We start from the raw sequence: 22,315 nt of genomic DNA on the forward strand, positions 1-22,315 counted from the left end.
GAAGGCGGGAACGCATCTGCAACAAATGAGGCATGGCTGATCGACGCAGCGGGTTCCGATATATCCATTCTATCAAACGTCCCTCGCTTCGCATCGTGAAATCGCGTCGAAGGCACCGTGGTTGCTTGCCTGCGAGGCGTTGTCTTGTGCCAGGGGGCCAGGGAGCACCAAAGGGGAGGACTTGACACCGCACGGTGCCCAATTCTTCATATTCCCCGCCGTTATAAGAAAATGGAAAAACAGTTGTTTTGCGGATGGTATTAGTCTGGCATCCTTCGGCATTGTCTCAATGGGCGGCCGCGTGCTGCCCATCTGCATTCTGGAGCTCGCTAAACATGTCATCTTCCGCTGTCACGTCGGCCGTCAAAACGGCCCCGCCGTCGCCGTCCTCGTACAACGCCCGGCCACTGGCCTTTGCACTGGTGCTGATCGCCATCGGTATCGCGTATCTACAGGCGAGCGTGGGCCCCAAGCAGGCCGCGCTGGCCGGTGTCGGGGCGTTGCTGGGCGTGGCGCTCTATCACGCCGCTTTCGGTTTCACGTCCGCCTGGCGCGTGTTCATTGCCGATCGTCGCGGCGCGGGCTTGCGTGCGCAGATGCTCATGCTCGCCATCGGGGTCGCGCTGTTCTTCCCCGCGTTGGCTGACGGAACGCTCTTCGGTAACAAGGTGGCGGGTTTCGTATCGCCGGTGGGCGTGTCGGTGGCGTTCGGCGCCTTTATTTTCGGTATCGGCATGCAGCTCGGCGGCGGTTGCGCGTCGGGCACGCTTTACACCGTTGGGGGCGGCAGCACGCGCATGATCGTGACGCTTGCCGGGTTTGTCGTGGGGTCGGTGGTTGCGACGGCGCATCTGCCGTGGTGGGAATCGCTGCCGCATATCAAACCGGTTTCCCTGATCAAGGCGTGGGGCCTGTGGCCTGCACTCATCGCCAACCTCGCGCTGTTCGCGGCGATTGGGGCCGTCACGGTGTGGGCGGAAAAGCGCCGTCATGGCCGTGTCGTCGGCGTGCCGATGACGCGTAGCGCGACAGGCGCGCCTGCGTTGCTGCGTGGCCCATGGCCGCTGTTGTGGGGTGCGCTGGCGCTCGTGCTGCTCAATTTTGCGACGCTGGCACTGGCGGGCCGTCCGTGGGGCGTGACGTCGGCGTTCGCTCTTTGGGGCGCCAAGGCCTTCATGGCGCTCGGCGTCGACGTGGCGTCGTGGCCGTACTGGGCGAAGCAGGCCAATGTGTTGAATGCGCCGATCGCGCAAGACGTGACGACGGTCATGGACATCGGCATCATCCTCGGCGCGCTTGCCGCGGCGTCGATCGCCGGCAAATTTGCCCCGGTCTGGAAGGTGCCGGTGCGCTCGCTGATCGCGGCGGTCGTGGGCGGGCTGCTGCTCGGTTACGGCGCGCGTCTCGCGTACGGCTGCAATATCGGTGCGTACTTCAGCGGCATCGTCTCGGGCAGCCTGCACGGTTGGCTATGGCTGGCGGCGGCGTTCGCCGGCAACGTGTTCGGTACGCGCCTGCGCCCGCTTTTCGGCCTGACGGTGGAGCGCACGCCGCGCGACACCGGCTGCTGATCGACGCGGCCCGCCAGCGGACTGCCGGCGGTGGCGAAAACGGCGCTCGCGACAAGACGCGGCGCCGTTTTTTCATGGGCGAAGGCGACAGCGATTACAGGTAGAACATCTTCTCGCTGGTTTCCGTCTCGGGCTCGATGTGGCCGTCGTAGAACGAGAACACGGCCTTGAGGATTTCGTCGGGATCGTCCATGACCTGCACAAGGTCGAGATCCTTCTCGCCGATGAGCCCCATCGGCAGCATGGACGAGCGCACCCAATCGAGCAGCCCCGTCCAGAATTCCGTGCCCACGAGAATCACGGGCACATGACGAGATTTCTGCGTCTGGATGAGGGTGAGGACTTCAGACAGTTCGTCGAGCGTGCCGAAGCCGCCGGGCATGATGACGAAGGCATCCGAGTTCTTGACGAACGTGACCTTGCGCGTGAAGAAGTGACGGAATCGCAGCGAGATGTCCTGGTACTGGTTGCCTTTCTGTTCGTGCGGCAATTCGATGTTCAGACCGACGGTCGGCGAGGCGCCGCCGTGCGCACCTTTGTTGGCCGCTTCCATGATGCCGGGCCCGCCGCCGGAGATCACCGCGAAGCCGCTGTCGGAGAATTTTCGGGCGATGGTCATCGTCAGTTTGTAGAACGGCGATTTCGGCTTGATGCGTGCGCTGCCGTAGATGCTTACGGCCGGCCGGATCTCGGAGAGGTACTCCGTCGCCTCGATGAACTCTGCCATAATCGTGAACATCTGCCACGACGCGCGCGCCTTTTTGGCGGTGGCGCGCTCATGGTCTGCCAGCATGCGCAGACTCGGTATCTCTTTTCTTCTCTTGGTCATATGTCGGAACTGCAAAGTCTGGAAGGTAAGACGCTCTTATTGGTCGATGGTTCGAGTTATCTGTATCGAGCCTATCACGCCCTGCCGGATTTGCGCGGCCCCAATGGTGAACCGACCGGGGCGCTTCACGGCATCGTCAATATGCTGCGCCGCATGCGTAAAGACGTACACGCAGAGTATAGCGCCTGCGTTTTCGACGCCAAGGGCAAGACGTTCCGCGACGATTGGTACCCCGAATACAAGGCGCATCGCCCCTCGATGCCGGAGGATCTGCGCGCGCAGATCGAGCCGATTCACGAAGCCGTGCGCGCCATGGGCTGGCCGCTGCTGATGATCGACGGCGTGGAAGCGGACGACGTCATCGGCACGCTGGCAAAGCAGGCTGCCGCGCGCGGCATGCGCGTGGTTGTCTCCACCGGCGACAAGGATCTCGCGCAACTCGTGAACGACCGTGTCACGCTGGTCAACACGATGACCAACGAAACACTCGATGCGGCTGCCGTCACGGCGAAGTTCGGCGTGCCGCCCGAGCGTATCGTCGATTACCTCACGCTTGTCGGCGATACGGTCGATAACGTGCCGGGTGTGGAGAAGTGCGGACCGAAGACGGCCGTGAAGTGGCTCACGCAATATGGCGATCTCGACAATCTCGTCGCGAACGCAGCGCAAGTGAAGGGCGCGGTGGGCGAGAATCTGCGTCGCGCGCTCGACTGGCTGCCGATGGGGCGCAAGCTCGTGACGGTGGCAGTCGATTGCGACCTCGCGCCGCAGGTCACGTCCATCGACGCGAGCCTGCAAACGCAGCCTGAAGACGTCGAGACGTTGCGCGATTTCTTCGCGCGTCACGGCTTCAAGACATTGCTGCGCGAAGCGCAGACCGCCGTCGCGGCGCAAGCCGGCGAGCAAGCCCCGGCGGCCCCCGAGGCCGATACGATCGAGCGGCAGTACGAGACGGTGCTGACGTGGGCGCAGCTCGACGCATGGCTGAAGATCATCGAGTCAGCCGAACTGACGGCGTTCGACACGGAGACCACGTCGCTCGACGCAATGCAGGCGCAGCTCGTGGGCCTGTCGTTCTCGTGTGAACCCGGACGCGCCGCCTATATTCCGGTGGCGCACCGGGCGCCGGGCGAGGTCGATCAGTTGCCGCGCGACGAAGTGCTGGCGCGCCTGAAGCACTGGCTCGAGAGTCCCGATCACAAGAAGGTCGGACAGAACCTCAAGTACGACACCCACGTTCTGGAGAACTACGGGATCATGCTGCGTGGCATCGCGCATGACACGCTGCTCCAATCGTACGTACTCGAATCGCATCGCAGCCACGACATGGACAGCCTGGCGTCGCGTCATCTCGGCGTGACGACGATCAAGTACGAAGACGTGTGCGGTAAAGGCGTCAAGCAGATCGGCTTCGACGAAGTGAGCATCGAGCGCGCCGCCGCCTATGCCGCCGAGGACGCCGACATCACGCTGCGCCTGCACCGCGCGCTCTACCCCGATGTGGCCCGTGAGGCTACGCTGGAATTCGTCTATGGCGATATCGAAATGCCGACGGCGCGGGTGCTTCAGCGCATGGAGCGTAATGGCGTACTCGTCGACACGGCTCGCCTCGCGGCACAAAGCGATGAAATTGGCCGCAAGCTGGTCACGCTCGAAGCCGAAGCGTATGCGCTGGCCGGGCAGCAATTCAATCTGAATTCGCCCAAGCAGATCGGCGACATTTTCTTTACGCAACTGCAACTGCCCGTCGTCAAGAAGACGGCAAGCGGCGCCCCGTCGACCGACGAGGAAGTGCTTCAGAAGCTCGCCGAAGACTATCCGCTGCCGAAGGTGTTGCTCGACTATCGCGGACTTGCCAAGCTCAAGTCGACGTACACCGACAAGCTGCCGAAGATGGTCAATCCATCGACGGGCCGCGTGCATACGAACTATGCGCAGGCCGTGGCGATTACCGGGCGCCTCGCGTCGAACGATCCGAATCTGCAGAACATCCCGGTGCGCACGGCCGAGGGTCGTCGCATTCGTGAGGCATTCGTCGCGCCGCTGGGCAGTCAACTGGTATCGGCGGATTACTCGCAGATCGAGCTGCGCATCATGGCGCATATCTCGGGCGACGAAAGTCTGCTGCGCGCGTTCGCCAACGGCGAGGACATTCACCGTGCCACGGCGGCGGAGATCTTCGCCGTCACACCGATCGAGGTCTCCACCGAGCAGCGCCGCTACGCCAAGGTCATCAACTTCGGTCTGATATACGGCATGAGCGCGTTCGGGTTGGCGGCAAACCTTGGGATCGAGCGCGACGCCGCCAAGCAATACATCGACCGCTATTTCATGCGCTACCCCGGCGTTGCGCGTTATATGGACGAGACCCGCAAGAGCGCGAAGGCGCGGGGCTATGTCGAGACGGTATTCGGGCGGCGTCTGTGGCTGCCGGACATCAACGGCGGCAACGGCCCGCGTCGGCAGGCCGCCGAGCGCGCCGCCATCAATGCGCCGATGCAGGGCACGGCCGCCGATCTCATCAAGCTCTCCATGATCGCCGTGCAGCGCTGGTTGGACGACAACGGTATGCAAACGCGTCAGATCATGCAGGTGCACGACGAACTGGTGTTGGAAGTGCCGGACCACGAACTGGCCGAAGTCCGGAAGCGTTTGCCGGAACTGATGTGCGGCGTGGCGAAGCTGCGCGTGCCGCTCATTGCCGAAGTCGGTGTTGGCGAGAATTGGGAACAGGCCCACTGAGTGACGTTGGGCTGACACCCAAAGTACGTGCGAAGGGCGTGCAAGGTTTGCGCGCAAGGCATGCGTGCCGCACGGCTTGGTGGCTGCAACCACGGGCCAGCAAGGGCCAGGATCGGGGCGCGCAATAACGGGAATAGGGTGGCAGGCATACCCTAAGTCCGCACTCTGCGGTAAGGTGATCGCTATCGCCGGGGCATCAGAAGCCGACCGGCCGGACGGTTTTCCAAGCACGGGGAGTTATTGTGAGTGTGCATCGTATCGTTGTGGTCGGCGGCGGCGCCGGCGGTCTCGAGCTTGTCACCCGGCTGGGCGATAAGTATGGGCGAGGCAAGGACGTTCAGATTACGCTGGTCGACCGCTCGTTGTCGCACATCTGGAAGCCGTTGCTGCACGAAGTCGCTGCCGGGGTGATGGACACCGCGACGCATCAGCTCTCTTACGTCGCGCAGGCCAATTGGCATCATTTCGAGTTCGCGGCGGGAGAGATGATCGGGCTGGATCGTGCGACGAAGACGATCCGGCTGGCGGCGGTGCCGGCGGCGCTCGACGAAGGCGAGGGCGATTTGCTGCCCGAACGCACGTTGGCGTACGACACGCTCGTGCTCGCGATTGGCAGTACCACGAACTTTTTCGGGGTGGCCGGGGCTCAGGAAAACACCATCGCACTCGACACCGTCGAGCAGGCCGAGCGCTTTCGGCGTCGCCTGATGGCCGCCTGCGTGCGAGCGCAGAATGCGGCGGACGAGCCGGTGCCGTCGGTTGCCCCGGCGTCGCCTGCGATGTCCGCCTCGCACGGCGTTCCTGATGTGCACGACATGCATGAAGCGCAGCCGGGCGCGGGCGTGGTTGCAACGCGACCGATCGAAGCGCGGCCCAAGGTCAACCTCGTGATCGTGGGGGCTGGCGCGACTGGCGTGGAGCTGTCGGCAGAGTTGCGCAACACGGCGGAGGTGTTGCGCTCCTATGGGCTGAAACTCGATCCGCGCAAAGACGTGCGTATTACCATCATCGAGTCGAGTCCACGCATTTTGAAGGCGCTGCCCGAGCGCGTGTCGGGGGCGGTTGCCGGCTTGCTCGGCAAGCTCGACGTGGACATCCTGTGCGGCGATTCGGTCGCCGAAGTGCGCAAGCGCGAGGTCACGACCACCGGCGGCAGGGTGCTGCCGGCCGACATCACGGTCTGGTCGGCGGGAATCACTGCCCCGGCCGTGCTTGGCACGTTGGGGCTCGCCGTCAACCGTCTGAATCAGATCGAGGTGTTGCCCACGCTGCAAAGCAAAACGGATCCGGACATCTTCGCATTCGGCGACTGCGCGAGCTGCGAATGGCCGGAGCACGGTTTCGTGCCTCCGCGCGCGCAGGCTGCGCATCAACAGGCGAGTTTCCTGGTCAAGGCGATTGACGCCCGGCTCAAAGGGCAGAACCTGCCGGCGTTCACCTATCGCGATTTCGGCTCGCTTGTCTCGTTGGGCAAATTCAGCGCGGTGGGCAATCTGATGGGCGGGCTGATCGGCGGCAGCATGTTCATTGAAGGACTCTTCGCGCGGGTGATGTACACGTCGCTCTATCGCATGCACGTGGCGGCGCTGCATGGCGTCTGGCGCATGATGCTCGACACCGTTGCCAATCGTCTGCGGCGTTCCACCGTGCCGCGCGTGAAGCTGCATTGACGTTGCACCGCCAGGCAGGACGTGCGCCGGCACGGCCTGCCGGATGACCCGGTGCCCGGCGTTTGTCGTGAACCCCTGTTTCGGACTGATCCGATCGCCAGTGCGCCGGTCTCCGAGTGCAAGCGAATCCCCTCTCTAGTAATATCCGAACGTCCGGCCTTGCGCCGGCGGCGCATCGCGTCTTTCCCGTGGGCAGTCTGCCTGGCAGTTCTTTTTCCGACGCTTTTTCCTGGAGTGCGACATGTCGCAAGCGGATCTGGATAGTCTTGTGCCCGAAGTGGCGCCACGCAACCGGCGCGATTTTCTGAAGACCGCCGTCGGTTCGGCGTTTGCGCTGGCCGTGCTGCCGGTGGCGGCCGAAACGATCACCACCGATACACAGGGGCTCGACGCGGGCGAGACCATGCTCGACGTCCCTGGCGTCAAGATGCCGGTCTATTACGCGCGGCCCGCAGGCAAGACGCATCTGCCGACCATCGTCGTGGCCTCGGAGATCTTCGGCGTGCATCAGCATATTGCCGACATCTGCCGGCGGTTTGCCAAACTCGGGTATCTGGCGCTCGCGCCGGAACTGTTCGTTCGCGCGGGCGATCCCCAGTCGCTGGGCACGATTGCCGAGATTCAGTCGCAGATCGTGGCCAGGACGCCGGACGAGCAGGTGCTGAGCGACATTGACGCCACGGTCAAATGGGCGATGGCCAATGGGGGGGACGAAAAGCGTCTGGCCATTACGGGCTTCTGCTGGGGCGGACGCATCGCCTGGCTTTATGACGCGCACAACCCCAACGTGAAGGCGGCGGTGGCTTGGTATGGGCGAATCGTCGGTGACAAGAGTGCCGATTTTCCGAACAATCCGATCGATATCGCGGGCAAGTTGCACGGACCGCTGCTCGGCCTGTACGGAGGCAAGGACCCGGGCATTCCGGTGGCAAGCGTCGAACAGGCGCGCGAGGCGCTCGCCAGGGGCAATGCGGCGTCGAAAGCGTCGGTGCTCAAGGTGTTTCCGAATTCGGGCCATGCGTTCTTCGCGGATTACCGCTCGAGCTATGTCGAAGCCGATGCGAAGGCAGGCTGGGCGCTGGCGCTGGCGTGGCTTCGCAAGCACGGCGTGGCTTGAAGTCCCGGTGTCCGGGGCGGGCCATCGGCTTCATTGAGTCAGGCGAGCGCATTGGGCGCATTGCATGCTTTTGCGCGCTGCGGGCCGACGGTTTGCCTGCGGCGGCAAAAGCTGGTTAAATCGCCGGCTTGCCAGCGGGAGAATCACCATCGACGCCATTTTTGTTTTCATCATTATTGCCACGCTGGCTTCCGGCGTGCTGAGTCTTGCCGGGGCGGCGTCGCTTTCGCTCGGCCTGCTCTCGAAGCTCATCGACAAGATGGTCAGCTTCTCGGCGGGCGTATTGCTGGGCACGGCGCTGCTGCATCTGCTGCCGGAGAGCCTGGAGTCGCATGTCGACGCGCACGTCATTACGCGCTGGCTGTTGGGCGGGCTGCTCGGCTTCTTCCTGCTGGAGAAGCTGGCGTTGTTGCGCCACAGTCATCATCACGAGGGCGACGGGCATCACCATGAACATGGGCACGACGCCCATGAGGCCGGCAAGGGCGGCTGGATGATTCTGGTCGGTAGCGCGATTCACAACTTTGCCGATGGCGTTGTGATTGCCGCGGCGTTTCTCACCGACCCGCGCCTTGGGGTGGCGGCGACGGTGTCGATCACGGTTCACGAGGTGGCGCACAAGCTCGGCGACTTCATGGTGTTGCTCAACGCGGGCTTCCAGCGTCGCAACGCGCTGGTGTTGACGCTGGCCTCAAGCCTCACGGCGTTGGCCGGCGGGGTGCTCGGGTACTTCATGCTGGACCGTCTGCAAAGCCTGATCCCGTACTTGCTGGCGCTGGCGGCGAGCAGCTTCCTCTATATCGCCGTGTCGGATCTGATGCCGCAGATGCAACGCCGCACATCCCCGCGCGATGCGTTGCCTCAGATCTTGCTGATCGCGGTGGGGTTGGCGCTGGTTGTGTGGCTCAACGGCCACGATCATGACCATGGGCACGACCACAATCATGGCGCCGGCGGCGGCAGCGCCCTCGCGATGTCGGCTGGGGGTGGAAACGTCGGAAATGTCGGAAACGTCGCCAACGTTGGAAACGCCGGAAACGGCAGCGACGTCGCAGCGGGTACTCCGTCGCTGCACTGATCGGGCGACGCGCGCGCCTGTCGTCTGATTCGACCGGGGGCAAAACATGAAACAAGGGCGTCCCGCGGGACGCCCTATGTCATTGAGCGCTTGAGCTTCGGACGCTGTGTGGCTTACGGCTGTGCGCTGGTGGCGACGGGACGCCGCTTGTCCGCGCACCATTCGCTCCACGACCCCGGATAGAGGCTGGCACCGTGAAGCCCGGCGACCTCCATTGCCAGCAAATTGTGGCAGGCCGTTACGCCAGAGCCGCATTGCGAGATGACGCGCTCCGGCTGGCGATCCTTGCCCAATACCTGCATGAACTCGTCGCGAAGGGCGGTGGCCGGTTTGAAGCGGCCGTCGGGGCCAAGGTTATCTTTGAAGAAGCGATTGGCCGCGCCGGGAATGTGGCCGCCAATCGGGTCGAGCGTTTCGTTTTCGCCGCGATAGCGGTCCGGTGAGCGCGCGTCGACGACCAGACGTTCGTGCGACGTCAGGTTGCGCTCGACGGCCGCCGCATCAGCGGTGGTGGCGAGCGGTTCGCCCGGCGTGAAATCGCCTGGTGGCGGTGCTTCGGGCGGGGCGGCGTCGAGCTTGAAACCGGCCGCTTCCCAGGCTTGCAGCCCGCCGTCGAGTACCGCGACGGACTCGTGGCCGAGCCAGCGCAACAGCCACCACAGACGGGCGGCGTAGACGCCACCTTGCGCGTCGTAGGCGACCACCTGCTGGCCCTTCGACACCCCGCAGGCGGCGAGGTGACGCCCCAGCGTGACGCGCTCGGGGAGCGGGTGGCGGCCGTTCTTGCCCGTCGGCGCACCCGCCAGGTCGCGGTCGAGATGCGCGTAAAACGCACCGAAGAGATGGCCGTCGACATAGGCCGTCTCGCCTGCCGCCGGATTCGTGAGATCGAATCGGCAATCGAAGATGACGACCGGGGCGCCGCCACCGGCGGCGGTTTGCATCAGCGCATCGAGATTTTGCGGACTGATGAGCGTAGTGAAGTGCGTGTGAATCATGACGTCTCCGCAGACGGGCGTGAGGGGACGGTTCAGCAGGAACTGACCGGGCTGCTTGTCGGGAGGAGGGTGCGCGCGATGTCGCAGGGCGCACCGGCGCGGGCCGGAGATACCGCCGAAACCGTCCCGGCGCTTTGGCGCAAGGTTCGGCGCGTGCACCCGATCGGGTGCACCAATCAGACCGTGGCTGGCGGTCGGCGCAGTGCGGTCATGCCACTCGCCACAATGAGCAGCATGCCCATCCAGCCGGCCAACGCGGGCCAATCGCCCCAAACAAGCATGCTGATCAGTGTAGCGAAGATTACGCCGGAATATTGCAGATTCGCCGTGACCAGGGTGTTGCCCAGGCTAAAGGCACGGGTGAGCGCGGTTTGCGCGACGAGCGCGGCAATGCCGATGCCGAGCATGAGGCCCGCACTGCGCCACGTTAGCGGGTGCATGCCCGCGATGGCAACCCAGCCGAGGCCGAGCAGTACGCCGCCCAGCGAAAAATAGAAGACGATGCGCCAGTCCGGCTCGCCGGCCGCCCCAAGCTCCTTGACCTGCATGTACGCGATGGCCGAGAACATGCCCGAAATCACGCCGGCAACCCCACCGCCCCATGCCTGACTGTCAATCGTCGGCTGAAGCAACAGCGCAACGCCGACGAAGCCGGCAAAGATGGCGGCGACCAGGCGGAAATCGGTGCGCAGGCTGCCGCGAATCGCGGCCGTGGCCATGACGATCAACGAGATCCAGATCGGCGACATATAGTTGAGCGTCATCGCCGTGGACAGCGGCAACTGCGTGAGCGAATAGAACCAGAGGCCGAGCGAGATGACGCCCGCGGTACTGCGTTTGACGTGGGCACCCAGGTGACGCGTGCGAATTGACCGGCCGCCTGCGCGAGAAATCGCCAGCAGGACGATGACGCCGATTAGACTGCGGTAGAGAATGATTTCGCCGGTATTGTATTCATTTGCCGCCAGTTTGATGAAGAGCCCCATCAGCGTGAACATGAAGGCGGCGACCAACATCCAGAGCGATTGCATGGCGAATTGTGGCCAATTGGCGGCAAAAGGGGGGCGCTTTGGGCATGCGTAGCGCAGGCGACGCGTGCAACAGGGGGTTGTCACTGCACGGTCATATCGAAAGCTTCGCGACGATTCTAACGAAAACGGCGGGCGCATGGCCCGCCGTTTAGCGAAATTTCGGAAAATAGTCGTTTCGGTGTCGTTGGCGCTGCAACCGCGGTTCGGCGATGCCTCAGCCAGACGTGTTAGTCGTCTCGCTGCGTGAGACGTTGCAGGGCGTCGACGTTCAGAAGTCGCCCATTTGACGGCGCAGGAACTCGTGGAAGTGTTGCATGCCGTCTTCCATGGGGCTTTGATATGGACCGACTTCCGATACGCCGCGCTCGAACAGGGTGCGACGCCCGGCATCCATGCGCTCGGCGATCTCGTCGTCTTCGCGGGCCGTTTCCATATACGCGGCGCGTTCTGCCTCGATGAATTCGCGTTCGAAAAGCGCAATTTCCTCGGGGTAATAGAATTCGACGATATTGGTCGTCTGCTGCGGTCCGCGCGGAATCAGCCACGACACCACGAGCACGTGCGGATACCACTCGATCATCAGATGCGGGTAGTACACCATCCAGATCGCGCCGAAGTCCGGCGGCACGCCTTCACGGTATCGCAACAGCACATCGTGCCACTTGCGGTAGATCGGGCTGCCCGGCTTCGCAAGACCTTCATGCACGCCGACCGTCTGAACGCTGTACCAGTCGCCGAACTCCCAGCGCAGGTCTTCGCACGAGACAAAGCTGCCCAGCCCCGGATGGAACGGCACGACGTGGTAATCCTCGAGATAAACCTCGATGAACGTCTTCCAGTTGTAGTTGCACTCATGCACTTCGACGTGATCGAACATGAAGTTCGAAAAATCGAGGTGATGTTGCACGCCAAGGCGCGCGAGATCGGCTTGGACGTTGCGGCCTTCTGCTTCGAACAGAAGTCCGTTCCAGCGTTGGAGCGGGAACTTGCTGAGATTCAGACAGGGCTTTTCCGCGAAATGCGGTGCGCCGAGCAGTTCGCCCTTCGTATCGTACGTCCAGCGATGGAGCGGGCACACGATGTTGCGTGCATTTCCGCGGCCGCCCAGCATGATCGCCTGACGATGGCGGCAGACGTTCGAGAGCAGTTCGACGCCGCCATGCTCGCCCGCACCGTTGCGGACCAGCATGCGACCTTCCCGCTCGGCGGGCAGCGCAAAATAGTCGCCCGCTTCCGGCACCATCAGTTCGTGCCCTACGTAGCGAGGCCCATATTTGAAAAGGACTTCACGTTCGCGAGCGAGGAGCGCCTCGTCGAAATACGTGTAGACCGGCAGTTGGCTCAAGGCCGGTTTCAGTTGCAAAGCGCTGCTTAGATTGGACATTCCCACTCCCGACTAGCCTGAAAGCAGTGAACAACCCAACCATCGAAAAATCGATTTAGGGGAACCGACAATTATACCCGGTATGTGGTCCCTGGGGCTGCTAAGTCCATGATTTGCGTTAAATAATGTCCGAATATTGTCGTTGCGATCGGTTTTGAGGCAATTTACGCTCTGCGAGCTAGTGCGCTTTTGCCGTAAAATGGAACATTCGACCCGAATTTTGCGTTTATGGCCAAGACTGTAAAGTCGCAAGACGCGGCACCCGAGGTGCCGCAGGACCTGCCCGAGACCTACGAGGCTGCGCTTGCCGAGCTGGAGAAGCTGGTGGGGCGTATGGAGGGTGGCGAGCTGGGGCTTGAGGAATCGCTCGGCGCATACCGGCGCGGCGCTGTGCTGGTGAAATACTGCCAGGGTTTGCTCGAGAAGGTGGAGCAGCAGGTCAAGGTGTTGGAAGGCGAGGCGCTCAAGCCGCTCGAGGCGGCGCGCGACGACGTCTGAGTCGCGCCGGGTCACTCGGCGCGGCGACCTACCACACCCAATGCGTCCCAGGCGGCCTGGGGGCGGCTCAATAACACGCACGGCCTGAAGGGCATGTGCAGGATGAAGACGATGGCGGATCAGAATATCAAGGCCTGGATGCAGGCGGTGCAGGCCCGTGTGGAGCAATCGCTCGACGCTGCGCTGCCCAGCGCGGTCGATGGTGGCTCGGCGAAGCTCAACGAATCGATGCGTTACGCCGTGCTCGGCGGCGGCAAGCGGGTGCGTCCGCTGTTGTGTTTTGCGGCTGGCGAAGTGACGCAGGCGAGTGAGTCGGCCTTGAGCCGTGCCGCCTGCGCGGTGGAGATGATCCACGCCTATTCGCTGGTGCATGACGATCTGCCCTGCATGGATGACGACGATCTGCGCCGTGGCAAGCCGACGGTGCATGTGCAATACGACGAAGCCACCGGCCTTCTCGCCGGCGATGCGCTGCAAACGCAGGCGTTCGTACTGCTTGGCGAAGCGACGGGCGACCTGAGCGCGGCACAGTCGCTCGCACTGGTGCGCGAACTGGCGCTGGCCTCGGGCGCGCTCGGTATGGCCGGAGGGCAGGCGATCGATCTGGAGAGCGTTGGCGTCAAGCTCACGCAGTCGCAGCTCGAAAACATGCATCGCCTGAAGACGGGGGCGCTGCTGCGCGCTTCGCTGCGCATGGGGGCGATCTGCGGCCGTGCGTTGTCGGACGATGAAACGGTCGCGCTCGATGCCTACGCGGCGGCGGTGGGGCTGGCCTTCCAGGTCGTGGACGACATTCTCGATACGACGGCGGATTCGGCAACGCTTGGCAAGACCGCAGGCAAGGACGCCGCCAACGACAAGCCGACCTACGTGTCGCTGATGGGCCTGGACGGTGCGCGTGAGTATGCGGAAAAGCTGCGGGCCGATGCCCATAGGGCGAGTGCGTCGCTTGGCAATGCGGATCGGTTGCGCGCACTGGCCGATTACGTGGTCGATCGCATCAACTGACCGGTCGAGCGCTGGCTGCACAAATTTCGAGACGGCCCTGAGCACCAAGGGATCGGGTGATCCGTGCGGGGGCGGTTGCAGTAGACACAAGCAAGGGGCAAGGAGGGTCGGCGCGATCTCCCCACAGAACGCACCGGCAGGAGATCGGAACCCGTTCGCGTGGCGGGTTGCCCGATTGGAACGCCTATATTTGGAACGACGATGTACGAATTGCTAAATACCATCGATGACCCGGCCGCGCTGCGGCGTTTGGAGCGTCGCCAGCTTGCGCCGTTGGCCGACGAGCTGCGTGCCTTCGTGCTCGAGAGCGTGTCGCGTACGGGCGGTCATCTGTCGTCCAATCTCGGTACGGTCGAGTTGACGATTGCGCTGCACTACGTGTTCAACACGCCGGAGGATCGCATTGTCTGGGACGTGGGCCACCAGAGCTATCCGCACAAGATCCTGACCGGGCGTCGCGACGCGATGGCCTCGCTGCGTCAGCTTGGCGGTATTTCCGGCTTCCCGAAGCGCGACGAATCGCCCTACGACACGTTCGGCACGGCGCATTCGAGCACATCGATCTCGGCGGCGCTCGGCATGGCGCTCGGTGCGCGGACCAAGGGCGAGCATCGCTTCGGCATCGCTGTCATCGGCGATGGCGCAATGACGGCCGGCATGGCATTCGAAGCGATGAACAACGCGGGCGTTCATGAAGATGTGCCGCTGCTGGTCATCCTGAACGACAACGACATGTCGATCTCGCCGCCGGTGGGTGCGCTGAATCGATATCTCGCCCGCCTGATGTCGGGCCGGTTCTACGCCGCCGCGAAGAAAGGGGTCGAAAAGGTCCTGAGCGTGGCGCCGCCGGTGCTGGAGCTGGCACGCAAGTTCGAAGAACACGCCAAGGGCATGGTCGTGCCGGCGACGATGTTCGAAGAGTTCGGCTTCAACTACATCGGCCCGATCGACGGTCACGATCTCGACTCGTTGATTCCCACGCTCGAGAACATCAAGAATCTGAAAGGGCCGCAATTTCTGCACGTGGTGACGCGCAAGGGGTACGGCTACAAGCTGGCCGAGGCCGATCCGGTGCTGTATCACGGTCCGGGCAAGTTCAACCCGGCCGAGGGTATCAAGCCGAGCTCGAGCGGCAAGAAAACGTACACGCAAGTGTTCGGCGACTGGCTGTGCGATATGGCTGAAGCCGACAAGCGCGTTGTGGGTATCACCCCGGCCATGCGCGAAGGCTCGGGCATGGTGGAGTTTGAGAAGCGTTTCCCGGATCGCTATTACGACGTTGGCATTGCCGAGCAACATGCGGTGACGTTCGCGGGCGGCATGGCGACCGAAGGCCTCAGGCCGGTGGTGGCGATCTATTCGACGTTCTTGCAGCGTGGCTACGATCAATTGATTCACGATGTCGCATTGCAGAATTTGCCGGTTGTATTCGCTCTTGACCGTTCGGGCCTCGTCGGCGCGGACGGCGCAACGCACGCCGGCGCGTATGACATCGCCTATCTGCGCTGCATTCCGAACATGGTCGTGATGGCGCCATCGGATGAAAACGAGTGTCGTCAGATGCTCTACACGGGGGTGCAGATCGATGGCCCGTCGGCCGTGCGTTATCCGCGCGGTGCGGGCACTGGGGCGGCGATCGAGCAAACGATGACTGCGTTGCCGATTGGCAAGGGCGTCGTGCGCCGCGAAAGTCAGGCCGATGCGGGGCGTCGCGTGGCGATTCTGGCGTTCGGCAGCATGGTCGCGCCAGCGCTTGCTGCCGCTGCGCAATTCGACGCCACCGTGGCCGACATGCGTTTTGTCAAGCCGATCGACGATGCGTTGATCGCGCGGCTGGCGCAGACGCATGACTATCTGGTGACGGTGGAAGAGGGCAGCATCATGGGCGGCGCGGGTTCGGCGGTTGCGGAGTCGCTGCTTGCCGGCGGCGTGACGCGGCCCGTACTGCAATTGGGGTTGCCCGATCGCTTCGTCGATCATGGCGATCCTGCGTTGCTATTGGCTGCCGAGGGGTTGGACGCGGCGGGCATTGCGAAGTCGATTGGTGCGCGCTTCGATCTGCAGCCGCAGGACGCGTCGCTGGCAGTGGAGAAGGTGACCACAAAGCTCGTCGCCTGATCGTCCGGTTGCCCTGAATGTGCGAACGATCCGGTTTGGGTGCCGGATCGTTTTTGTTTTGATTGGCGCTTTTCCGACACCGTGCCGGCGTTCTCCGGTACGTTCCCGATGACACTTGTCAGAGGCTGGCGAGCCAGGCGTCGGATGCATTTGCCTATGGCCTACCCCCGTCGGCTTGCCGGCAGAGAAGGAAGATTTGATGAACCAGATGAATCCCGCTTTCGTCATGCCGGACGTGCAGAGCAGCGTCGATACCCGGCAAATCCCGATTCAGCGCGTGGGCGTACGCGGTGTGCGCCATCCGCTTTCGGTGCGTTTGGCCGATGGCGATGCCCAGGCCACCGTCGGCCTGTTCAATCTCGATGTACACCTGCCGGCTGACCAGAAGGGCACGCATATGTCGCGCTTCGTGGCGCTGCTCGAGGCGCATCGTGCGCCGCTCGACGTCGCGAGTTTTCGCGCCATGCTCGATGACATGCTGGAAAAGCTCGAAGCGCAAGCCGGGCGAATCGAGGTGACGTTTCCGTATTTCATCAACAAGACGGCGCCGGTCTCGGGCGTGCAAAGTCTGATGGACTATGAGGTGACGCTTACTGGCGACGTACGCAACGCTCAGACGCGCGTGTGGCTCAAGGTGTTGGTGCCAGTGACGAGCCTGTGCCCGTGTTCGAAGAAGATTTCGCAGTACGGTGCGCACAATCAGCGTTCGCACATCACGATCGATGCCGAAATCGCGGGCGATATCGCCGTCGAGGCGCTGGTACGGATGGCGGAGGAGGAAGCGTCTTGCGAGTTGTGGGGGCTACTCAAGCGTCCCGACGAGAAGTACGTGACGGAGCGTGCGTACGAGAATCCGAAGTTCGTCGAGGATCTGGTGCGCGACGTGGCGACGCGTCTGAACGACGATCCGCGCATCGTGGCCTACGTGCTTCAGGCGGAGAACTTCGAGTCGATTCATAATCACAGCGCCTACGCCGTGATTGAGCGCGACAAGCGTGACATGCCCTGACGTCGCTGCGTTTTTGGATGCAGGTGAAACAAAAAACCGCTCCTCGGAGCGGTTTTTTCTTGGCGATGATCCGCGCATTCACGCAGTGCGTCAGAGACCACGCACGATGTCGGCGAGATCCCAGCGTGGTCGCACGGTGTAGGCATACTCGCTATCGGCTTCGTCCGGCCAATGCTTGAGCCGCATTGCGCCGGCAAAGGCGATCATGGCGCCGTTATCCGTGCAGAAGGCCAAATCCGGATAATGCACCCGATAGCCGCGACGGCGCGCGGCTTCATCGAGCCCTTCGCGAAGTTGCGCGTTGGCGCCGACGCCACCCGCGACGACCAGCGTTTTCATGGAGGTTTGCTTGAGCGCGGCCATCGACTTGGCAACCAGTACGTCGACGATCGCATCCACGAAGCCTCGGGCGAGATCCGCCTTTGCCTGGTCGCAGACGTTACCCCCGAGGTTGCGCACTTGCGTGAGCACGGCGGTCTTCAGTCCGCTGAAGCTGAAGTCGAGGTTGCCCGAGTGTTTCATCGGACGCGGCAGGTCGTAACGTCCCGGCGTACCGAACTCGGCCAGACGCGAGATGGCTGGGCCGCCTGGATAGCCGAGTCCCAATAGCTTGGCGGTTTTGTCGAAGGCTTCACCGGCTGCATCATCGAGCGTTTCGCCGAGCATGGCGTACTGGCCGAAGGCGCGGACTTCCATCAACTGCGTGTGGCCGCCGGAAACCAACAGGGCGACAAACGGGAAATCGGGGGCGTCCGGGGCGAGCAGCGGGGAGAGCAGGTGGCCCTCCAGGTGATGCACACCTACGACCGGACGCTCGAGTGCGAACCCAAGGGCGTTCGCGACGCTCGCACCCACCAGCAGTGCCCCGGCGAGCCCGGGGCCTTGCGTGTAGGCGATGGCGTCGACTGCGCTGAGCGGCTTGCCGGCTTGCGCGAGGACCGCTTCTGCCAAGGGCAGGGCGCGGCGAATGTGGTCGCGCGACGCCAACTCGGGCACCACGCCGCCATACTCGCGGTGCATTGCGATCTGCGAATGCAGCGCGTGCGAGAGCAGCCCGGCCTCGGTGTCATAGAGGGCGAGCCCGGTTTCGTCGCAGGAGCTTTCAATGCCTAAAACCAGCATGGCGGGAGTGTATACGCGCAGCGTCAATGAAAAGGGATAACCGGGAAGTATACCAGTCGGTCCTCTCGCCTGCCGGTTACAATGCGCGCCATGGAAAAGTTCGATGTAGCGATCGTGGGTGCCGGTGCGGCGGGCCTGATGTGCGCGGCAGTGGCCGGGCAACTCGGTTTGCGCGTGGTGCTGATCGATCATGCGACGCGTCTGGCGGAGAAAATCCGGATATCGGGCGGTGGGCGCTGCAATTTCACCAACATCAACGCGGGGCCGGCCAACTATCTGTCCGAGAATCCGCGGTTCTGTCGGTCCGCGCTCGCGCGTTACACGCCGCGAGACTTTCTGGATCTGTTGGGGCGCCACCGCATTGCGTGGCACGAGAAGCATCGCGGCCAGCTCTTCTGCGACGAGAGCGCCGAGGACATCATTGAAATGCTCCGCAAGGAATGTGCGCTCGGCCATGTGCACTGGCGAATGCCGTGCTCCGTGCACACCGTTGCCCACACGGCGGCGGGCGGGGCCCATCCGTACCATTTGACGACCGATGCAGGGCATATCGCAGTCAAACGGCTTGTGATTGCCACGGGTGGCCTTTCGATTCCCAAAATCGGGGCGACGGACTGGGGCTATCGCCTCGCTCGACAGTTTGGGCTGGAAATCATCGAACCGCGCCCAGCGCTGGTGCCGCTCATGTTCGATGCCGCCACATGGGCGCCTTTCGCGGGTCTGTCCGGCTTGTCGCTGGAGGTCAACGTCAGCACGGGCAAGGGCAAGGAGGCCGGTAGCTTCGTCGAGGATCTGCTGTTCACCCACCGCGGGCTGTCCGGCCCGGCGATCCTGCAAATCTCCAGCTTCTGGTCGCCAGGGCAGTCGATCACCCTTGATCTGGCGCCATCGTCTGACATTGAGGCGGCGCTATTCGAAGCCAAGGCGACGTCGAAGCGTCAATTGGCCAACCTGTTGGCGCAATGGGTGCCCGCGCGTCTGGCCGATGCCTGGGTGGCGAATAGCGGGCTTTCGCCGCAGGCGCGTGTGCAGGCGTTGCCGGACAAGTCGTTGCGCGCCCTCGCCCAGGCGTTTTCGGGTTGGACGCTAAAGCCATGCGGCTCGGAGGGCTGGCGCAAGGCGGAGGTCACGCGTGGCGGGGTCGATACGCGGGCATTGTCGTCCGCGACAATGGAAGCGCGCGCGCAGCCGGGGCTGCATTTCGTCGGGGAAGTCGTCGACGTGACGGGATGGCTGGGAGGCTACAACTTCCAGTGGGCGTGGGCGTCGGCCGTGGCTTGCGCGCAGGCGATGTCCGAAGGTATTCAGGCCGACCGGACGGAACCGGGCGCACCGTCATAGACGGCCACACTCGCCCTGTGCTACGCTCTCACCTTCGTGGAGACGGCACGCCAATGGTCGTTTTCGGGACAATTGCGCGCCGTTTTCGGGACATTTTCGATAGCGGATCGACGCGTCTCGAGGCTCGACTGTCAGGTTTGCGTCCGGCATTTCAACCGGCAAGCGGGTACGCTTGCTCGGCTGCCGGGGCGGCGCCGAGTCTCTGGCGAGCCCGCTTGTGATCGCGTATGTGATCGTCTCCCCAAGCGGGTTTTTGCGCTTTCTGCCCCCGCTCGTCGCTGCGCCAGATCATCGGCTGCGGCCGTGCGCGTTAAGTGCCTGACCGCGGTCGTCCTTTTCTTTGGGGCGGCATGCACTACACTGAAACGTATTCGAATTCCGGAATCCCTGCTCATGAGTCTGAAAGAACGCATCACCGAAGACATGAAGACGGCCATGCGTGCCAAGGCCGCCGACAAACTGGGGACCATCCGGCTGCTGCTCGCGGCAATCAAACAAAAGGAAGTCGACGAGCGCGTCACGCTCGATGACACGGCGATCGTTGCCGTGGTCGACAAGCTGATCAAACAACGCAGAGACTCCATCAGTCAGTTCCAGGCTGCCGGCCGTACCGATCTGGCCGACAAGGAAGCTGCCGAACTGGAAGTGCTCCAGGCCTATATGCCGCAGCAGCTCTCGGCCGACGAAGTCGCGCAGGCGGTCGAGGCGGCTGTGGCGCAGACGGGTGCTGTGGGGCCGCAGGACATGGGTAAGGTGATGGGCGTGCTCAAGGGCCAGTTGGCCGGTCGGGCCGACATGACCCGCGTGTCTGCGCAAGTGAAGGCGGCGTTAGCTGCGTAATCCGGTGGTACGGCAAGGTGCCGTCGCGCGGGCGACGGCGTGGCGCCGCATTGCGATGGCATCGATCCAGTGATCCCCCAGTCGTTCTTGCAGGAATTGCTTAACCGCGTCGATGTCGTCGAGGTGGTGGGTCGCTACGTGCAGTTGAAGAAGGGCGGGGCGAACTTCATGGGGCTGTGCCCCTTTCATAATGAGAAGTCGCCCTCATTTACCGTAAGTCCCACCAAGCAGTTCTATCACTGCTTCGGGTGCGGCGCGCACGGCAGCGCGATCAGCTTCCTGATGGAGCATGCCGGACTCGGATTTGTCGAGGCGGTCGAGGAGTTGGCCCGTAATGCCGGGCTGGATGTGCCGCGTGAGGCGCCGATGCCTGGCGCGCCGGCGCCTGCAGCGCAACGTGCGCAAACGCTCGGTTTGGTCGACGTGATGACGCGTGCCTGTGATTACTACCGTAAGCAATTGCGTAGCGCGCCGAGCGCCATCGATTATTTGAAGCGGCGGGGGTTGACGGGCGAAATCGCCGCGCATTTCGGACTGGGCTATGCGCCTGATGCCTGGCAAAACCTTGAGGCGGCGTTCCAGGACTATCGCGACGATCAGTTGCTCGAAGCGGGGCTTGTGATCGAGAGTGAGAAGGGCGAGGCGGGCAGCGCAAAGCGTCGGTATGACCGCTTTCGCGACCGGATCATGTTCCCGATCCGCAACACGAAGGGACAGGTGATCGCCTTCGGAGGACGGGTGCTGGACAACGGCGAGCCCAAGTATCTGAACTCGCCCGAGACGCCGCTCTTCAGCAAGGGCAGTGAGCTGTACGGCCTGTTCGAGGCGCGCAGCGGTATTCGCGACGCGGGCTATGTTCTGGTGGTTGAAGGATATATGGATGTGGTTGCACTGGCGCAACTGGGCTTCCCGCAGGCGGTGGCCACGTTGGGCACTGCGTGTACGCCGATGCATGTGCAGAAGCTGTTGCGCCAGACCGAGACGGTGGTGTTCAGTTTCGACGGGGATGCGGCGGGCCGTCGCGCGGCGCGGCGTGCGCTCGAAGCGTGTTTGCCGCACGCCGACGACAACCGGAGTTTCAAGTTCCTGTTTTTGCCGAGCGAGCACGATCCGGACAGCTATGTGCGTGCGAACGGTGCAGACGCGTTTGCCGACGAGGTATCGCGCGCCATGCCATTGTCGCAGTTCCTGATTGGCGAAGTGACGGCCGGTAAGGAGATGCATCAGCCAGAGGGCCGGGCGCGTGCGCTCTTCGAGGCCAAACCGTTGCTGCAGCAGATGCCGGCGAACGCGCTGCGGGGGCAGATCCTGCATGCGTTGGCCGAGCGGGTGGGGAGCTCGGTCGAAGAGGTTGCGGGTTTGTGCGAGTTGCAGCTGGGTGCGGCACGCCGCCAGAACGCGTGGGACAGGGCGCCGGCCAAGCGGGAAAAGCGCCGTGTAGTGGGCACTGAACATCGGGCGTTGCAAAACCTGCTGATGTTTCCGGCGCTTGGGAACGAATTGACTGAAGAAGAGGCCAAAATTCTGCAGGAAGGGCCTCATCACGCCGAGATCTTCGCGGAAGTGCTGGCGCACTGCCGAGAGATGGGGGCGCAGGCCGATTTCCGCTTTATGTCGGATCGGCTGCGAGCATCGCCGAACTGGGCGAGTTTCGACGACATCATTCGCGAAATTCTCTCGTTCGACGAAAACGCCCGCGACCTGCTGTTGTTCGATCCAGCCGATGAGGCACAGGTCGAGCGTCGGGAGGACCAGATTTCATTACGGCTCGCGGAATTGCGAAGCGCGATTCGGCGCTTGCAATACGACGGGCTGTGCGATGCCTTGGAGACGCTTTTCAAGCGGACGTCGCTGACGTCCGATGAATTGCGCCATGCTCAGGCGCTGTCGCGGCAACGCGACGAGTTGAAGCGGTTGCTGGCTCCGGCCGGCACAGGCGGCGCGCGAAGTTGAGGTAAG

Annotated in this window: 17 protein-coding genes; 12 read left to right on the plus strand and 5 right to left on the minus strand. The window is 63.2% G+C overall.

The window, feature by feature from the left end; all coding sequences use genetic code 11:
- Positions 1–335 precede the first annotated feature (335 nt).
- Complete coding sequence (locus tag ACE3UG_RS18695) at positions 336–1,571, plus strand: YeeE/YedE family protein (RefSeq protein ID WP_374626654.1); 1,236 nt, start codon at positions 336–338, stop codon at positions 1,569–1,571.
- 94 nt (positions 1,572–1,665) lie between these two features.
- Here ACE3UG_RS18695 and ACE3UG_RS18700 read toward each other — a convergent pair whose 3' ends face one another.
- Positions 1,666–2,400: a TIGR00730 family Rossman fold protein gene (locus ACE3UG_RS18700; RefSeq protein WP_374626656.1), complete on the minus strand. Its 735-nt coding sequence runs from the start codon at positions 2,398–2,400 to the stop codon at positions 1,666–1,668.
- Between ACE3UG_RS18700 and polA the strand changes: the two genes are divergently transcribed.
- The 4 genes from polA to ACE3UG_RS18720 all read left to right on the plus strand — a co-directional run bounded on the left by polA (position 2,401) and on the right by ACE3UG_RS18720 (position 9,007).
- A complete protein-coding gene (gene polA / locus ACE3UG_RS18705) occupies positions 2,401–5,142 on the plus strand; it encodes a DNA polymerase I (protein ID WP_374626658.1) in 2,742 nt (913 codons plus the stop codon). It begins immediately after the preceding gene.
- A 248-nt stretch (positions 5,143–5,390) separates the two neighbouring features.
- Positions 5,391–6,812, plus strand: a complete 1,422-nt coding sequence (locus tag ACE3UG_RS18710; RefSeq protein WP_374626713.1) for an NAD(P)/FAD-dependent oxidoreductase — start codon at positions 5,391–5,393, stop codon at positions 6,810–6,812.
- 241 nt (positions 6,813–7,053) lie between these two features.
- A complete protein-coding gene (locus tag ACE3UG_RS18715) occupies positions 7,054–7,929 on the plus strand; it encodes a dienelactone hydrolase family protein (RefSeq protein ID WP_374626660.1) in 876 nt (291 codons plus the stop codon).
- 64 nt (positions 7,930–7,993) lie between these two features.
- Positions 7,994–9,007 (plus strand): ZIP family metal transporter, encoded by a 1,014-nt coding sequence (locus ACE3UG_RS18720; RefSeq protein WP_374626662.1) that lies wholly within the window; start codon positions 7,994–7,996, stop codon positions 9,005–9,007.
- A 113-nt stretch (positions 9,008–9,120) separates the two neighbouring features.
- Here the strand turns inward: ACE3UG_RS18720 and ACE3UG_RS18725 are convergent, their stop codons facing one another.
- The 3 genes from ACE3UG_RS18725 to ACE3UG_RS18735 all read right to left on the minus strand — a co-directional run bounded on the left by ACE3UG_RS18725 (position 9,121) and on the right by ACE3UG_RS18735 (position 12,420).
- Entirely contained in the window at positions 9,121–10,005 is an 885-nt protein-coding gene (locus ACE3UG_RS18725; protein ID WP_374626664.1) for a sulfurtransferase, read from the minus strand.
- Positions 10,006–10,181: 176 nt separating this feature from the next.
- Positions 10,182–11,036, minus strand: a complete 855-nt coding sequence (locus ACE3UG_RS18730; protein WP_374626666.1) for a DMT family transporter — start codon at positions 11,034–11,036, stop codon at positions 10,182–10,184.
- Positions 11,037–11,304: 268 nt separating this feature from the next.
- Positions 11,305–12,420, minus strand: a complete 1,116-nt coding sequence (locus ACE3UG_RS18735) for an aromatic ring-hydroxylating dioxygenase subunit alpha (protein ID WP_374626668.1) — start codon at positions 12,418–12,420, stop codon at positions 11,305–11,307.
- 228 nt (positions 12,421–12,648) lie between these two features.
- Between ACE3UG_RS18735 and ACE3UG_RS18740 the strand changes: the two genes are divergently transcribed.
- The 4 genes from ACE3UG_RS18740 to folE2 all read left to right on the plus strand — a co-directional run bounded on the left by ACE3UG_RS18740 (position 12,649) and on the right by folE2 (position 17,053).
- Positions 12,649–12,918, plus strand: coding sequence for an exodeoxyribonuclease VII small subunit (locus ACE3UG_RS18740; RefSeq protein WP_374626670.1), 270 nt, complete (start codon positions 12,649–12,651; stop codon positions 12,916–12,918).
- Between the two features lie 102 nt (positions 12,919–13,020).
- Positions 13,021–13,926, plus strand: a complete 906-nt coding sequence (locus tag ACE3UG_RS18745; RefSeq protein WP_374626672.1) for a polyprenyl synthetase family protein — start codon at positions 13,021–13,023, stop codon at positions 13,924–13,926.
- Between the two features lie 201 nt (positions 13,927–14,127).
- Entirely contained in the window at positions 14,128–16,044 is a 1,917-nt protein-coding gene (gene dxs / locus ACE3UG_RS18750) for a 1-deoxy-D-xylulose-5-phosphate synthase (protein WP_374626674.1), read from the plus strand.
- Positions 16,045–16,243: 199 nt separating this feature from the next.
- Positions 16,244–17,053, plus strand: a complete 810-nt coding sequence (gene folE2 / locus ACE3UG_RS18755; RefSeq protein WP_374626676.1) for a GTP cyclohydrolase FolE2 — start codon at positions 16,244–16,246, stop codon at positions 17,051–17,053.
- 90 nt (positions 17,054–17,143) lie between these two features.
- On the opposite strand, the gene tsaD is transcribed toward folE2, so the two are convergent.
- Positions 17,144–18,175 (minus strand): tRNA (adenosine(37)-N6)-threonylcarbamoyltransferase complex transferase subunit TsaD, encoded by a 1,032-nt coding sequence (tsaD, locus tag ACE3UG_RS18760; RefSeq protein ID WP_374626678.1) that lies wholly within the window; start codon positions 18,173–18,175, stop codon positions 17,144–17,146.
- Between the two features lie 90 nt (positions 18,176–18,265).
- Here tsaD and ACE3UG_RS18765 point away from each other — a divergent pair, with 90 nt between their 5' ends.
- The 3 genes from ACE3UG_RS18765 (at position 18,266) to dnaG (ending at position 22,309) form a co-directional block, all read left to right on the plus strand.
- Positions 18,266–19,516, plus strand: coding sequence for an NAD(P)/FAD-dependent oxidoreductase (locus ACE3UG_RS18765; protein ID WP_374626680.1), 1,251 nt, complete (start codon positions 18,266–18,268; stop codon positions 19,514–19,516).
- Positions 19,517–19,909: 393 nt separating this feature from the next.
- Positions 19,910–20,356 carry a GatB/YqeY domain-containing protein gene (locus tag ACE3UG_RS18770; protein ID WP_374626682.1) on the plus strand — a complete coding sequence of 149 codons (447 nt, stop codon included), beginning with the start codon at positions 19,910–19,912 and terminating at the stop codon, positions 20,354–20,356.
- Positions 20,357–20,425: 69 nt separating this feature from the next.
- Entirely contained in the window at positions 20,426–22,309 is a 1,884-nt protein-coding gene (dnaG, locus tag ACE3UG_RS18775) for a DNA primase (protein WP_374626715.1), read from the plus strand.
- Positions 22,310–22,315 lie beyond the last annotated feature (6 nt).

Source organism: Pandoraea sp. (genome assembly GCF_041919235.1).
GTDB lineage: Bacteria > Pseudomonadota > Gammaproteobacteria > Burkholderiales > Burkholderiaceae > Pandoraea.

Coding starts and splice junctions, on each gene's coding strand:
- ACE3UG_RS18695 (WP_374626654.1), top strand. CDS start 336: ATGTCATCTTCCGCTGTCACGTCGGCCGTCAAAACGGCCCCGCCGTCG.
- ACE3UG_RS18700 (WP_374626656.1), bottom strand. CDS start 2,400: ATGACCAAGAGAAGAAAAGAGATACCGAGTCTGCGCATGCTGGCAGAC.
- polA (WP_374626658.1), top strand. CDS start 2,401: ATGTCGGAACTGCAAAGTCTGGAAGGTAAGACGCTCTTATTGGTCGAT.
- ACE3UG_RS18715 (WP_374626660.1), top strand. CDS start 7,054: ATGTCGCAAGCGGATCTGGATAGTCTTGTGCCCGAAGTGGCGCCACGC.
- ACE3UG_RS18720 (WP_374626662.1), top strand. CDS start 7,994: ATGCTTTTGCGCGCTGCGGGCCGACGGTTTGCCTGCGGCGGCAAAAGC.
- ACE3UG_RS18725 (WP_374626664.1), bottom strand. CDS start 10,005: ATGATTCACACGCACTTCACTACGCTCATCAGTCCGCAAAATCTCGAT.
- ACE3UG_RS18730 (WP_374626666.1), bottom strand. CDS start 11,036: ATGCAATCGCTCTGGATGTTGGTCGCCGCCTTCATGTTCACGCTGATG.
- ACE3UG_RS18735 (WP_374626668.1), bottom strand. CDS start 12,420: ATGTCCAATCTAAGCAGCGCTTTGCAACTGAAACCGGCCTTGAGCCAA.
- ACE3UG_RS18740 (WP_374626670.1), top strand. CDS start 12,649: ATGGCCAAGACTGTAAAGTCGCAAGACGCGGCACCCGAGGTGCCGCAG.
- ACE3UG_RS18745 (WP_374626672.1), top strand. CDS start 13,021: ATGAAGACGATGGCGGATCAGAATATCAAGGCCTGGATGCAGGCGGTG.
- dxs (WP_374626674.1), top strand. CDS start 14,128: ATGTACGAATTGCTAAATACCATCGATGACCCGGCCGCGCTGCGGCGT.
- folE2 (WP_374626676.1), top strand. CDS start 16,244: ATGAACCAGATGAATCCCGCTTTCGTCATGCCGGACGTGCAGAGCAGC.
- tsaD (WP_374626678.1), bottom strand. CDS start 18,175: ATGCTGGTTTTAGGCATTGAAAGCTCCTGCGACGAAACCGGGCTCGCC.
- ACE3UG_RS18765 (WP_374626680.1), top strand. CDS start 18,266: ATGGAAAAGTTCGATGTAGCGATCGTGGGTGCCGGTGCGGCGGGCCTG.
- ACE3UG_RS18770 (WP_374626682.1), top strand. CDS start 19,910: ATGAGTCTGAAAGAACGCATCACCGAAGACATGAAGACGGCCATGCGT.